Origin of the sequence: Paractinoplanes aksuensis (genome assembly GCF_024137025.1) — a bacterium.
Lineage (GTDB): Bacteria > Actinomycetota > Actinomycetes > Mycobacteriales > Micromonosporaceae > Actinoplanes > Actinoplanes aksuensis.
The window spans coordinates 65676-78870 of the sequence record NZ_JAMYJR010000006.1 but is presented as its reverse complement, the minus strand read 5'-3'; the positions used below and the strand labels follow the sequence as shown (position 1 = coordinate 78870).

The window sequence follows — 13195 nt, the reverse complement described above, 5'->3', positions numbered from 1 at the left end:
CCCGGTCGTGCCGGTCGGAGGGGGCGAGGTCGGCGCGGTCGGGCCGGAGACTTAGTTGAACGACCACTGCATGCGCGCGATGTCCGAGCACGTCTCCTCGACGATCGGATTTTGCCCGCCGTCGAGCCGTCCTTGTTGCTGATAAACAGGCCGGTGGCGACGCTCCTCACGACGAACTTGCCCGACGCGGCGGTCGACGGCGAACGTCCACAGCTGATTCGTCTCGGTGCCGTCGCCGCAGGCGTACTGCTGCAGCTGCGTCCCCGAGGTGGTCGAGGCGCTCGGCACGTCGGACTCCGCCCGGGGAAAGCCGGAGCCGCCTCACTGCCGTAGATGCCGCCGGCCCGTCGCGACAACAGAAATCACGCCAGATCCGGGCCGACCGGCTTTGAAGCCGGCCGGCCCGGTGGCCGTCAGGCCAGCGCGCGCCTGAGGGCGTCGAGCCGCATGGCCCAGATCCGCTGGGACAGGGCCGCGTCGGCGGCGAACGTCTCGGCCGCGTGGTAGCTGCCCGGGTGCACGTGCAGTTCGGTCGGTACGCCGGCCGCCATCAACCGCTGGGCGAAGGCGATGTCCTCGTCGCGGAACAGGTCGACCGTGCCGACGTCGATGAACGCCGGCGGGAGACCCGACAGGTCCTCGGCCCGGGTCGGGGCCGCGTACTGGTCGGCCGGCCGGCCGCCGAGATACCAGGCCCACGCCTCGATGTTGCCGGCCCGGTCCCAGATGCCGATGTCGACGATCTCGTCGCTCGACGCCGTCGTGTTCGTGTCGTCGATCATCGGGTAGATCGGCATCATGTACTTCAGGGCCGGGCCGCCCCGGTCACGGGCCAGCAGCGCCGTCGCGATGGTCAGCCCACCGCCGGCGCTGGCCCCGTAGATGGCCAGCCGGTCCGGGTCGAAGCCGAGCTCGGCCGCGTTCTTCGCCATCCACACGAGGCCGGCGTAGCAGTCCTCGACCGGCGCCGGGTGCGGGTGTTCCGGCGAGAGCCGGTACTCGACGGAGACGACCAGGGCGTTGGTCTGGTCGCAGATCAGCGTGGCCGTCGCGTCCTCACCCTCGACGCTGCCGAGGATCATCCCGCCGCCGTGGATGAAGAAGATGCCGGGGAGCGGGCCGGTGGCGTTGACCGGGCGGTACACCCGGACCGTGACGTCCGGCTCGCCTTCGGGGCCGGGGATCGTACGGTCGTCCTTGCTGACGTTGGGGTTGTCCGGGACCTCGATGCCGCTGAGCATGGCTTCGACGGTGGCCCGGCGCTGGACGATGTCGGGGACCGAGTTGAAACCGCCGGGCATGGCCTCGAGCAGCTGGTCCAGAGGCACGCGGACTTCGGGGTCGATCAGTTCACGACGAGACATGGCGAATCTCCTTAACGGGCCAGTTCGAATCCCTCGTAGCCGCGGGCGGCTACGTCGTCGCACTTCTTGCGGTACTCCCCCACGCCGCCGCAGTACGGCATGAACACCCTGGTCTTGCCGGGGACGTTCGCGCCCATGTACCACGAGTTGGCGCGCGGGTAGAGCGTGTAGCTGGCGAGCAGGTTGACGTGGTCGACCCAGTCGTCCTGCGCGGCGGGGGTGGCCTCGATGGTGCGCAGGCCTTCACGGTCGAGATGGGCGATGACGTCGTTGACCCAGTCGACGTGCTGTTCGATCGAGACGATCATGTTGGACAGCACGGACGGACTGCCGGGACCCGTGATCATGAACAGGTTGGGGAAGCCGGCCGAGCCGATGCCGAGGTAGGTGCGCGGGCCGGCGCTCCACGTCTCCTTGAGCGAGAGGCCGTCGCGGCCACGGATGTCGACGTTGGTCAGCGCGCCGGTCATGGCGTCGAAGCCGGTCGCATACACGATGACGTCGAACTCGTGCTCCTGCTCGCTGGTCCGGATGCCCTTGTCGGTCACTTCCACCAGCGGGGTGCGCTTCAGATTGACCAGGTGCACATGAGGTTCGTTGAACGTCTCGTAATAGTTGGTATCGAGGCAGGGCCGCTTGGTGCCGACCGGATAGTCGGGACACAGGTCCTCGGCGGTCTGCGGGTCCTGGACGATGTCGCGGATCTTGCCGTGGATCCAGCGCTTGGCCGTGTCGTTGGCCTGCTGGTTGGTGGCGAAGTCGGTGAACGTCGACAGCAGGTTGACCAGGCTGCCGCTCTCCCACGCCGCCTCGAAGGCCGCGTTCCGTTCCGGCTCGGACACTTCGAGCGCGGACTTGGTGGGGACCTCGACGGGGACGCCGGCGCCGGATTCGCGCTGCGCCTTGCGGTACGCCCGGTAGTTCTCGCGCATCGCGGCGATCTCGTCGTCGCGCAGGCGCCGGTTGCGGGCCGGGAGCGAGTACGACGGGGTGCGCTGAAAGACAGTCAGGCTGTCGGCCGTCTCGGCGATGACCGGGATGGACTGGACGCCCGAGGATCCCGTACCGATGATGCCGACCCGCTGACCGGTGAAGTCGATCTGTTCGTGCGGCCAGCGCGAGGTCTGGTACGAGGTGCCTTTGAAGTTCTCGATGCCGGGGACCTCGGGCAGCTTCGGCGCGGAGAGGCAGCCGGTTGCCATGATCAGGAAACGGGCGGTGACGGCGTCCTCGTGCTCGGTGCGCACGAGCCACGTCCGCTGGTCCTCGGCCCAGGCCGCGCTCGTGACGCGGGTCCGGAAGACGATGTCCTTGCGCAGGTCGAAGCGGTCGGCGACGTGGTTCGCGTACTTGAGGATCTCGGGCTGCGTGGGGTAGCGCTCCTCCCACGGGTACTCCTGCTCGAGATCCTCGGAGAAGGAGTACGAGTAAGCGAGGCTTTCGACGTCGACCCGGGCGCCGGGGTAGCGGTTCCAGTACCAGGTGCCGCCGACGCCGGTCCCGGCCTCGAAGACGACGGCGGTCAGGTTTTGCTGCCGCAGCTTGTGCAGCAGATACAGGCCGGAGAATCCGGCGCCGACGATCACAGCGTCGACCGTTCGAGTTTTGGTTGAGGGCTCCTGGGGGTTCACGGACATGGGCGGGCTCCTACGAATCTTCGGTCACCACGGGTGACCGGTTCGTGACGTAGGCCACAACCTAGAATGCATTCTGCATTGAGTCAATGTTTCGAAGACGTTTCCACCGTGCGACGAAACATCAGACTTCGCGCCGACCAGGGACAATGAGGCCGGTCTCGTACGCCGTCACGACCACCTGGGCCCGGCTCGAGAGCGCGAGCTTGCCCATCAATCGGGCCAAATGGGTCTTCACCGTCGCCTCGCTGACGACCAGCGCCTCGGCGATCGCTGCGTTGGTGCGGCCGCTGCCGACCAGGCGCAGGATCTCGATCTCGCGGGCGGTCAGCGGGCTGAGCTCGGGAGCGGCCCGCACCGGCGGCACGAATGCCTCGACCAAGCGCCGAGTGACGCTCGGGGTCAACAGCGTGTCACCCTCAGCCACCGTACGGATGGCCGACAGCAGACGCTCGGGCGGAGTCTCCTTGAGCAGGAAGCCGCTGGCGCCGGCCCGCAGCGCGGCGTAGATGTACTCGTCGAGATCGAACGTGGTGAGCACCAGCACCCGCGGCGCCGGACGGGGACCGGCCAGGATGCGGGCCGTGGCCGCCACGCCGTCGATGCCCGGCATCCGGATGTCCATGAGCACGACCTGCGGGCGCAACGCGGCGGCAAGGTCGATCGCTTGCCGGCCGTCGGCGGCCTCGCCGACCACCTCGAAGCCCGGCGCGGCCCGGATCAGGGCGGCCAGGCCGGCCCGCACGAGGATCTGGTCGTCGGCGACGAGCACGCTGGTCATCGGGCCCGGCGGTCTCCCTCGGGAATGGGCAGGGTCAGCCGGACTTCGAAGCCCTCGCCCGGCCGGGGCGCAGCCGTGAGCGTACCGCCGTAGAGCAAGGCTCTTTCCCTCATGCCGATCAATCCCTGCCCGCCCGGTGAACGGTGGCCCGCGGTGGGGGCGCCGTCATCTCGTACGGTGACTTCGACCTGGTCATGGCCGTAGCCGACGGTGACTGTGGCTGTCGCGGGCGCGGCGTGTTTGAGCACGTTGGTCAGGCCCTCCTGCACGATCCGGTGGACGCAGAGGTCGAGCCCCGGCGGCAGCACCCGCGGCTCGCCGGTGATCCGCATCTCGACCGGAACCCCGGCCGCGCGGACGCGGTCGATCAGTGCCAGCAGGCCGGGCAGCCCCGGCGCGGGCGCGTCGTCCTCCGGTTCCTCGCCCGCCCGCAGCAGCGACAGCACGCGCCGCATCTCGCCGAGTGCCTCGGCGCTGGTCGACAGCACGGTGGACAGCGCGGCCTCGGCCGTGGGCGGGTCGGTGCGCAACACGTAACGGGCCAGGCCGGCCTGCACGGCGACCACCGACATGTGGTGGGCGACCACGTCGTGCAGCTCGCGGGCGATGCGCAGCCTTTCCTCGGTGACCGCCTGCCGGGCCCGCGCCTCGTTGGCCGCGGCCAGCCGGCGCGCGCTGTCGCCGACCTTGGCGATGACGGCCGGCACGGCCAGGCCGGTCAGCAGCACCCCGGCCGGCGAGGCGAACCCGGTCGTGAAGCCGGTGACGATCCAGATCACCGGGTTGACGGCGAGCAGGGCGGCGGTGATCCGGCGGGGCTGGGTCGCGGCCACCGTGTACATGGCCAGGAGGACGCCGTACGTGCTGACCACGGGGTTGTAGCCGAGCAGGATCTGCCAGACCCAGAAGCCGTAGCAGGTGAGCAGCACGGCCACGGGCGCTCGGCGGCGGACGGCGACCGGCAGCGTGGCCAGCGCCGACAGCACCATCGCCGGCAGGTCGAACGGCCGCCAGCGACCCAGCTCGTCGTCGAGCCCTTGCAGGATGCAGACCGCCGCCAGCGCGACCGCGAGCAAGGCGTCCACGACCGGCGGCCGCCACCGGGAGCGCCACCACATCCGGGCACCCTAGCCGCGTCCCGGCGGCCCGTCGTCAACCCACGGGTGTAGGCCGATTTCATACCTGGGCTTCACGACAGAACGGCGGTTGATCTCGATAGTGGACAGACATGAGAAGACTCGCGCTCGTACCGATAATCGCGTTGGCTGCCACCCTCGGGCTCGCCGTTCCGGCGCAGGCGGCCACCGTGGTGGGGCCACTCCACGCCCAATGCCGCATCGGCGCCCGGCTCATACTGTTTCGCTCCTGGGTCAGCTATCCCACGCCGAACTACTCGTCATTCACCGTCTATCGCGTCGCCTGGGGAACCGAGCCTTCGTTCCGGCCGTCGCGCGTGGCGATCAGCGTTCGCAAGACCAACGGTGACAGCCCACTGGTGCGGGCCTGGGGCGCTTCGCAGAGCACCCTGGCCGACGTCGGCGCCACCGGTGACACCGGGTCGCCGTGGGGCACGACGCAGTATCCGACCAGCACCTATGCCGGCGTCTTCGCTCGCTTCTACCTCAACGGCAGGTCCGACGGCGCCTGTTCCACCCCAGTGATCAATGTCCAGCCCTGACGCGGCTCGTAGCTCACTGCGGCCGCACGGTCGTGCAGCAGCAGCGACTCCAGCGACTCGTGCCGGGCCGGGCGGGCGCGCTGCGCCTGATGCCCGGTCTCCAACAGCACGAGACAGATGAGGATGCCGAGACAGGCGGTGGCGGCGGCCCCGGGGCCGGTGCGATCACTACGGCGTACGAGGTAGAGCTGCAGAGCGACAACCACGGCACCGATGCCGAGCGTGGTCAGGTGGGCGTTCACGCTTCGACGATGCGTCACCGCCCGGGCCGGCGCCTTGCGTTTTGACAAGACGTTGACGCCGTCCGGGCCGGTTTTGACGGGCTGTTCACGCCGCCCCAGCCGGTTCTTGCAAGCCGGTCACGCGGTCAGGGCGGCGCCGATCGAGAGGCGGTTGATGGGCAGGCCGCGCAGCACCTCACCCCAGGCGACCGGTCCGGCCGGTGCTGACGAGCCGGTCGCGCACTCAGTGGCGGCGTCGATCGAGAGGCGGTTGATGGGCAGGCCGCGCAGCACCCGCTCTGGGCGGACCGGCCCGGCCGGTGCTGACGAGCCGGTCACGCGCTCAGCTCGAGGCGGCCCGACCAGCCGTCGAGGATCCGGGCCGGGTCGCTGTCGAGGACGTCGGCGAGCAGCGTCGCGTAGACGTCCCGGAAGTCGGTCGTGAACTTCAGGTCGCCGTCGTCGAGGTCGGTCAAGCTCGGGGGCTCGCCGTGCAGGCCGCCCTTGATGCCGTCGCCGACCAGGAACATCGGGGACGCCGTGCCATGGTCCGTGCCGTCGGACGCGTTGGCCTTGACCCGACGCCCGAACTCGGAATAGACGGCGACGACCACACCCCGGCCGGTCACGCGCTCGGCGAAGGCGGACAACGCTTTGTCGAGCTTGGCCAGCAGGGCCTTCTGGGCGTCCTTGCCGTCGGCGTGCAGGTCGAAGCCGCCCAGCGACACCGAATAGACCCGGGTCGCCACGTTCGCCTCGACGCAGCGAGCGACGAGGTCCAGCTGCTGGTCGAGGGGCGGCGCGGCGCCGCCGGTCGCGGTGGCCGGGGCCTCGGCGTCGTCGTCCTCGGCCAGGGGCGCCGACGTGATCAGGTCGCGGACCCGGGCCAGGTCGGCGAAGCAAGCGGCGGCGCGGGCCTGGGCCGGCGACTCCCCCGCGGCCGACGCGCCAAGCTTGGTCAGCAGGTCCGGCGTAATTCCGGCCGGCAGTTTGAGTTCGCCGCCGGGCACGGTCGCACCGGCACTGGTGGAGCCGGCCAGCAGGGGCGGCAGCACCGGCTCGGACGAGATCGCCAGCCGCGGGTCGCCGCCAACCGTGTCGAGCCAGCGGCCGAGCCAGCCGGTGGTGCCCGGGCGATCAGGTTGGGCGGTCTGCCAGATGTCCATCGACTGGAAGTGGCTGCGGTTCGGCTTCGGATAACCGACCCCACGGATGATCGCCAGCCGTCCCTCGCCGAAAAGCTTGTGCAGCCCCGGCAGGCCCGGGTTGAGGGCTTCACCCGCCCCAAGGTCGAGCAGTTCCTCCGGCCGATAGGCGAAGTCGGGCCGGGCGGCGGCATAGGCCGGATCCTCGTACGGGATGACAGTGTTCAATCCGTCGTTGCCCCCGTACAGCGTGACCAACACAAGTGTCTTCGCCGCCGGATCGCGATCGCCCGCAGTCGCGAGAATCTCGCGCAGGCCGAGCGTGCCCGCCGCCGCCGCGGTAACGCCACTAGCAACCAGAAACCGCCGCCTGGTGATGGTGTCCATCTCATTCCTCCTCGGTGGACGCCCGCGACACGGAGTTCCGTTCCGGTGGCGCAGTCGGTGGACAGTCGAGCAAGCCAGCCGCCGAACAAGCGGATGACCTATCCGTGGACGGCCGCGCGTGATTGGTGGTCAATGGATGGCGTATTCGGGGCTGGCCAGGGCTAGTGCGAGTAATCGGCGTGGGTCCTTGATGGGAGTCAGGGTCGCGTGGGTCCGGTCGGTCCAGGTGTCGATGGCCAGGCGGTTGGCCAGGGCTTCGAGGCGGTCGGGGCCGGTCAGGTCGTCGATTTCGGCCTTCGCCGCCAGCTTCTGGGCGGCGCGCAGCCGGGTCAGGGTTGACGACGTGGTGAGCCAGGCCGCGCCCTCGGGCCATCCGCCGACCGACGGTGGGCGCAGCGGGATCTGGCCCAGTGCGCGCAGGGTCGGCTCGGTGCCGTCGGGCTCGATGCGTAATTGGCGCAAGGCGCCGACGAGCCACTCGATGGGCTGCTTGACCAACGTGCCGTTGGCGGCGGCGAACTCGGGCGCAGCGCAGATCGCCCGCAGCAGAGATGTGGCGTCGCGTCCGGTGACGGCCGGCGCCGGGCCCGGGCCGCCGTAGCGCGCCCACAGTCGACCGGCCAGGAAGGGCAGATGAGCCGATTGTCGGACGATCAGATCGGCATACGAGTCGACGCCGTCGGCCCGGCCGTCGGCCCGGCCGTCGAGCAGGGCGACCGCCTGATCGTCGTGGCGTCGCGGAACCAACCGGGCGGTGCCGGCGGCCCGGTCGACCTGCCAACCGGTCAGCACGCGGGCGCCCGCCTTGACGTCGTCCTCGGTGTAGGCGCCGACGCCGAGCGTGAAGAGTTCCATGACCTCGCGGGACAGGTTCTCGTTGGGCGCCTTGCGGGTGTTCTTCTGACCGTCGAGCCAGAGGATCAGCGCGGGATCCCGCAGCATGGCGCGGACGAAGGGTCCGGTCGGACCCGTACCGTACCGGCGGAACGTCTGTTGCTGGGCGAGCATCAGGCGGGCCGAGCGCACCTTCTGGGCGCTGGTGGCCCAGTGGCCGTGCCAGAAGAACGTGAGCTTCTCGGCCGCGGTCGGGTCGGCGACCATCCGGCTCAGCCACCACCGCCCGAGCACGCCGACCTGCTCGCGCTGCTTCTTGCGGGCGGCCTGACGCCCCTCGCGGCTGCCGCCGGGATCCGGCTCGGGCCCGAGATCGGGTGGTTCCGGCAGCGCGACCGGGGCGAGCAGCCGTTCCAGCGTGGCGTCGTAGCCGGCTCGAACGGCCGCGTCGACCTCGGCCGCGGTCGGCCCGAAGCTGAGCCGCCGCAGCAGGTGCATCACCAGGCGTCGATCGGTCATGCGGGCGACGCTAGGCCGCTTGTGTAAGCGTTACGTAAGGGCAGAGTCCGCGCTTCGTTCAGACCACCGCCGGGTCAGCACGGTCGCGGGCCGGGGTCAGGCGGCCCAGAAGGAACGGCAGAACGCCGGTCAGCCCGACCGCATCGGCGGCAACCAAGCGATCTGCAATTGGCCCGGGACCCGCCAACCCGCTGAACCGGCCACACCCAGGCGGTCTGGAAGGGACCGGCAGAAACCTGGTCAGCGGCCGGGCTCAGGCGGCCCGGAAGGGACGGCGGAAGGCAGGTCAGCCGGGCCAGCCGCAGTCGAGCGATCCGGAAGGGACGACGGGACTGCGGCTCGGGGTGGCGGGAGTCAGGCGGCCCAGCAGGAACAGCAGGACGCCGGCCAGCCGAGCCCGCCGCAGTCGAACGGCCCGGAAGGGACGACGGGACTGCGGCCCGGGATGGCGGGGGCCAGGCGGCCCAGCAGGACGCCGGTCAGCCGGGCGGGCCGCAGTCGAGTTATCCGTGATGGACGGCGGGACTGCGGCCCGAAGCGGCTGGGTCAGGCGGCCTGGAAGGAGCGGCGGGACAGGCCCAGGGAGTAGCCCTCGAGCTTGGTGACGACGGGGGCGGCCGGGTCGGCGGCTGCGCCCAGGGCCACGAACAACGGGGTGAAGTGTTCGACCGTGGGGTGGGAGTAGGGCATGCCGGGGGCGGCGCTGCGGAAGCGGGCCAGTTCGGACACGTCGCCGCGGTCGAGGGCTTCGGCGGCCCAGGCGTCGAAGTCGGCCGACCAGCCGGGGACCTTGTTGTCGACGAACTGTTCGCGGGTCAGGAACGGCAGGCCGTGGGTCATGTGGCCGGAGCCGACGACGAGCACGCCCTGTTCGCGTAGCGGGCGCAGGCGGGCGCCGAGGGCCAGCAGTTGGTCGGGGTCGTCGGTGGGCAGGCTGAGCTGCAGCACGGGGACGTCGGCGGCCGGGTACATGATCTTCAGGGGGACCCAGGCGCCGTGGTCGAGGCCGCGGCGGTTGTGTTCGTGGGCCCGTTCGCCGTCGGGCATCATCGCGGCCACCTGCTGGGCCAGCGGGGCGGCGTCGGGGGTGTCGTAGCGGAACGTGTAGTAGAGCGGGTCGAAGCCGCCGAAGTCGTAGACCAGCTCGCCGGGACGGGCGGCGCTCAGCGAGAGCGGCGCCGACTCCCAGTGGGCGCTGACGACCAGGATCGCCTTGGGCTTGGGGAGGGCGCGGGCCCAGCGGCGCAGCGGGTTGAGCCACTCGGGGTTCTCGAACGGCATGGGGCCGCCGCCGTGACTCACGTACAGGCTGGGCAGGGGGCCGTCCTCGGGGGTCCAGCTGCGGTGCGGGTCGGCCGCCTCGGCCTCGGCGGCCCGGCGTACGTGCTGGGCGAACGGATGGGCGGCCGGGATGCGGGCATCGGCCGTGGCAGTGGTGCTGGACATGCTGACTCCCGGCTTTTAGTTGAAGCTACAAGCTCCATCTAAGATACGCCGGAAACTTGATTCGTCAAATACCTGTTGCCGACGCCACCCGCCGCCCCATGCGAAGCACGGCCGGACGCAACGCACGGCCAGACGCGGCGCGCACAAGGGGCACGACACGCACGAGCGCGCAGCGCGGACGAAGGCGCAGCGCGGACGAAGGGGCAGCGCGGACGAACGCGCACCGCGGATGAAGGCGCAGCGCGGATGAAGGCGCAGCGCGGATGAAGGCGCAGCGCGGACGAACGCGCACCGCGGATGAAGACGCGGCGCCGGCCCACAGCCCGCATGCGTGGGGCTGCGGGCCGGCTCGACCAGCGCTAATAGACGAAGGGCCAGCCGGCGGAGTCATAGCCGATCACGTTGACACCCAGGAACGACGTCCCGTTGTTGGCGTAGTAGTGATAGAACAGCACGTCAGCATCGGTATCGGTGATCACCGTCTGGTGGCCGGGGCCATGGATGCTGCCGTGCCCGGCCAGCACCTGGGTGCCCCCGCCCGAGGTCATCGCGACCCCGTTCCGGTCGGTGAACGGGCCGTTCGGGCTGGTCGAGCGCCCCACCATCACGCGGTACGTGCTGGACGCGCCGCGGCAGCACAGGTCGAACGACACCCATAGGTAGTAGTAGGAGCCGTGCCGCACCAGGGTCGGCGCCTCGATCGCGCCACCACCCCGCCCGGCCAGGCTGCGGATCGTCGTGCCGGAGCGTTTGCCGGTCGCGGCGTCGAGCGGGATCTGCTTGATGCCCGACCAGAACGACCCGAAGTTCAGCCACCACTTGCCGGCCGTGTCGACGGTCAGGTTGGGGTCGATCGCGTTGTAGTTGTCGGACCCGGACGACTCGATGACCAGGCCCTGGTTGGTCCAGCTGCCGGAGGCGCCGGTGGTGCTGGTGGCCAGGAAGATCGCCGACCGGTTGGAGCCGAACGTCGAGGCCGAGTAGTACAGGTAGTAACGGCCGTTCCGGTACGACACGTCGGGCGCCCACAAATTGCGGCTGCCCCCGGTATAGGCCGTCGTCCACGGCGCGCCGTCCGGGAAGACGCTGCCGGCCGCCCGGAACGCCGTGCGGTCGGCCGACGTCGACAGGGGCAGGTTGTCGCCGGTCTGGGCCACGAGATAGCCGCCGCTCGGCGTCCTCACTACGGACGGGTCATGCGTACGCGTGGCTCCCGTGACCACGCCCGGGTTCGGGTACTGCCCGGGGGGCACGGTCGGAGTCGCCGCCGCGACGACCGGCGCGGCGTTGACCGCGGCGTGGGCGTTGAGCGTCAGGGCCAGAGCCGTGACGGTGGCGGCCGTGAGGACTCCGGCCGCCGTGAGCTTTCGGAACATGGCTTGTCCTTCGATCGGGGCTGCGCCCGAGCCGCGGTGGAACGACGAGGACACAGACGAATGGGGACGGACTTACCATGGTGAACGTTAACATCGACACATGTCAACCACCACTGTGATCACTCCCATAAAACAAGACTTCAAGAGTCCTCTTTAACTATGGTCGTCTCGTGCGCTTGAACCGCTCCACCGACATCGGGCTCCGGGTCCTCATGCTCGGGGCCGCCCGCGACGACCTGCTCACCATCGACGAGCTGGCCGCCTCGCTGGAGGTCCCCCGCCACCACCTCGCCAAGGTGGTGCAGAAGCTCCAGCACATGGGCCTGCTCGAGACGGTGCGGGGCCGCAGCGGCGGTGTCCGGTTGGCTCCGGCCGCCCGCGACTCGTCGGTCGGCGGCCTGATCCGCGAGCTCGAGGGCGAGACCGAGGTCGTCGACTGCAGCGGCGATCCGGCCTGCCCCCTCAGCCAGGGCTGCCGGCTGCGCGGAGCGCTCAAGCGCGCCCAGGAGGCGTTCTATGCCTCCCTGGACCCCATCACGATCGGCGACCTCACCGCGCCGCCGGTCCGCCAGGTCCTGCTGAGTCTGGGCCGGCACTAAAGGAGATCCACATGCTCTCGGAGAAAAGCATCCCGGTCGTCGAGGCGACCCTCCCCGTCGTCGCGCAGCACCTCGACGCGATCTCGGGCGTCTTCTACGACACGATGCTCGGTGAGAACCCCGAACTGCTCAACACGTTCAGCCGCAGCGCCCAGGCCACCGGCGAGCAGAAGTCGGCCCTGGCCGGAGCCGTCGCCGCGTTCGCCGCGCACCTGGTCGGCGCCGGGCCCGAGGCCCACGTCTTCGACCACGTGGTCGAACGCATCGCGCAGCGGCACTGCGCCCTCGGCATCCGGCCCGAGCAGTACACATTGGTCGGCCGTTACCTGATGGGCGCGGTGGGCACGGTCCTCGGCGACGCGGTCACCCCGCCGATCGCCGCCGCCTGGGACGAGGTGTACTGGCTGTTCGCGTCCCGGCTGATCGGCCGCGAGGCCCGGCTGTACGGCGAGGCGGGCGTGGACGGCACGGACCCGTGGCGGGAGTACACCGTGGTCAACCGGATCGAGGAGGCCCACGACGCGGTGTCGTTCCTGCTCTCCCCGGCCGACGGCGCCCCGGCCCCGCACTTCCTGCCCGGCCAGTACGTGACGGTCGCGGCCGACCTGCCCGACGGCTCCCGCCAGCTGCGGCAGTACTCGCTGTCCCAGTCGGCCACCGGCGGCCCGCTGCGGATCACCGTCCGCCGGGTGCGCGGCCGCGACGGGACCCCCGACGGCGTGGTCTCGGGGTGGCTGCACGACGTGGTGCAGGTCGACGACACGCTGCGCCTGAGCCAGCCGTACGGCGATCTGACCCTGCGCGACGGCGGCACTCCCCTGCTGCTGGTCAGCGCCGGGGTCGGCATCACGCCGATCGCCGCCATCCTCGACCACGTGGCCCGCACCCAGCCGGCCCGCCCGGTCACCGCCGTGCACGCCGACCGCAGCCCCGACCGGCACCCGCTGCGCCACGACACGGCCAGTCACGGCTCCCGGTTGCGCACGTTCACCAACCTGACCTGGTACGAGGAGTCGACCGGCCGGGTCGACGTCGACCTGATCCCGCTGGACGAGGGGGCCGAGGTCTACCTGTGCGGCCCGGTGCCGTTCATGCAGCACATCCGGGCCGGCCTGCACCGCCGCGGCGTTCCCGACGCCAACATCCGGTACGAGGTCTTCGGCTCGGAGCAGTGGCGTCCGGTCCCCGTCCCCGCCTGACGCCCGCCCCTG

The 13195-nt window shown here is 70.6% G+C and carries 14 protein-coding genes; 3 read left to right on the top strand and 11 right to left on the bottom strand.

Annotated features, from left to right (window positions below; genetic code table 11):
• Positions 1-51 precede the first annotated feature (51 nt).
• The 5 genes from M1L60_RS07945 to M1L60_RS07925 form a co-directional block, all read right to left on the bottom strand.
• The gene (locus M1L60_RS07945; RefSeq protein ID WP_253236663.1) at positions 52-288 is read right to left on the bottom strand and encodes an RICIN domain-containing protein; all 237 of its coding nucleotides are present in this window, start codon (positions 286-288) and stop codon (positions 52-54) included.
• Positions 289-413: 125 nt separating this feature from the next.
• Complete coding sequence (locus M1L60_RS07940) at positions 414-1364, bottom strand: alpha/beta hydrolase (protein WP_253236662.1); 951 nt, start codon at positions 1362-1364, stop codon at positions 414-416.
• Positions 1365-1375: 11 nt separating this feature from the next.
• Complete coding sequence (locus M1L60_RS07935; protein WP_253236661.1) at positions 1376-3001, bottom strand: flavin-containing monooxygenase; 1626 nt, start codon at positions 2999-3001, stop codon at positions 1376-1378.
• Positions 3002-3122: 121 nt separating this feature from the next.
• Entirely contained in the window at positions 3123-3779 is a 657-nt protein-coding gene (locus M1L60_RS07930) for a response regulator (RefSeq protein WP_253236660.1), read from the bottom strand.
• Complete coding sequence (locus tag M1L60_RS07925; protein ID WP_253236659.1) at positions 3776-4897, bottom strand: sensor histidine kinase; 1122 nt, start codon at positions 4895-4897, stop codon at positions 3776-3778. The genes M1L60_RS07930 and M1L60_RS07925 overlap by 4 nt, the downstream gene beginning before the upstream one ends.
• 110 nt (positions 4898-5007) lie before the next feature.
• On the opposite strand from M1L60_RS07925, the gene M1L60_RS07920 reads away from it, so the two are divergent.
• Positions 5008-5457 carry a hypothetical protein gene (locus M1L60_RS07920; protein ID WP_253236658.1) on the top strand — a complete coding sequence of 150 codons (450 nt, stop codon included), beginning with the start codon at positions 5008-5010 and terminating at the stop codon, positions 5455-5457.
• Here M1L60_RS07920 and M1L60_RS07915 read toward each other — a convergent pair.
• The 6 genes from M1L60_RS07915 to M1L60_RS07890 all read right to left on the bottom strand — a co-directional run bounded on the left by M1L60_RS07915 (position 5397) and on the right by M1L60_RS07890 (position 11385).
• Positions 5397-5699, bottom strand: a complete 303-nt coding sequence (locus M1L60_RS07915; protein WP_253236657.1) for a hypothetical protein — start codon at positions 5697-5699, stop codon at positions 5397-5399. The two genes, M1L60_RS07920 and M1L60_RS07915, sit on opposite strands and share 61 nt — an antisense overlap.
• A 117-nt stretch (positions 5700-5816) precedes the next feature.
• A complete protein-coding gene (locus M1L60_RS07910) occupies positions 5817-6017 on the bottom strand; it encodes a hypothetical protein (RefSeq protein WP_253236656.1) in 201 nt (66 codons plus the stop codon).
• Positions 6014-7210 (bottom strand): DUF1501 domain-containing protein, encoded by a 1197-nt coding sequence (locus M1L60_RS07905; protein WP_253236655.1) that lies wholly within the window; start codon positions 7208-7210, stop codon positions 6014-6016. The genes M1L60_RS07910 and M1L60_RS07905 overlap by 4 nt, the downstream gene beginning before the upstream one ends.
• A 129-nt stretch (positions 7211-7339) precedes the next feature.
• Entirely contained in the window at positions 7340-8563 is a 1224-nt protein-coding gene (locus M1L60_RS07900; protein WP_253236654.1) for a DUF1800 domain-containing protein, read from the bottom strand.
• Positions 8564-9109: 546 nt separating this feature from the next.
• The gene (locus M1L60_RS07895; protein ID WP_253236653.1) at positions 9110-10009 is read right to left on the bottom strand and encodes a DODA-type extradiol aromatic ring-opening family dioxygenase; all 900 of its coding nucleotides are present in this window, start codon (positions 10007-10009) and stop codon (positions 9110-9112) included.
• Between the two features lie 359 nt (positions 10010-10368).
• Complete coding sequence (locus tag M1L60_RS07890) at positions 10369-11385, bottom strand: arabinan endo-1,5-alpha-L-arabinosidase (protein WP_253236652.1); 1017 nt, start codon at positions 11383-11385, stop codon at positions 10369-10371.
• A gap of 170 nt (positions 11386-11555) precedes the next feature.
• Here M1L60_RS07890 and M1L60_RS07885 point away from each other — a divergent pair, with 170 nt between their 5' ends.
• Both M1L60_RS07885 and M1L60_RS07880 read left to right on the top strand, forming a co-directional pair.
• On the top strand, positions 11556-11984 hold the full coding sequence (locus tag M1L60_RS07885; protein ID WP_253236651.1) for an RrF2 family transcriptional regulator: 429 nt from the start codon (positions 11556-11558) through the stop codon (positions 11982-11984).
• Positions 11985-11995: 11 nt separating this feature from the next.
• Positions 11996-13183 carry a globin domain-containing protein gene (locus M1L60_RS07880; protein ID WP_256516174.1) on the top strand — a complete coding sequence of 396 codons (1188 nt, stop codon included), beginning with the start codon at positions 11996-11998 and terminating at the stop codon, positions 13181-13183.
• Positions 13184-13195: the final 12 nt, after the last annotated feature.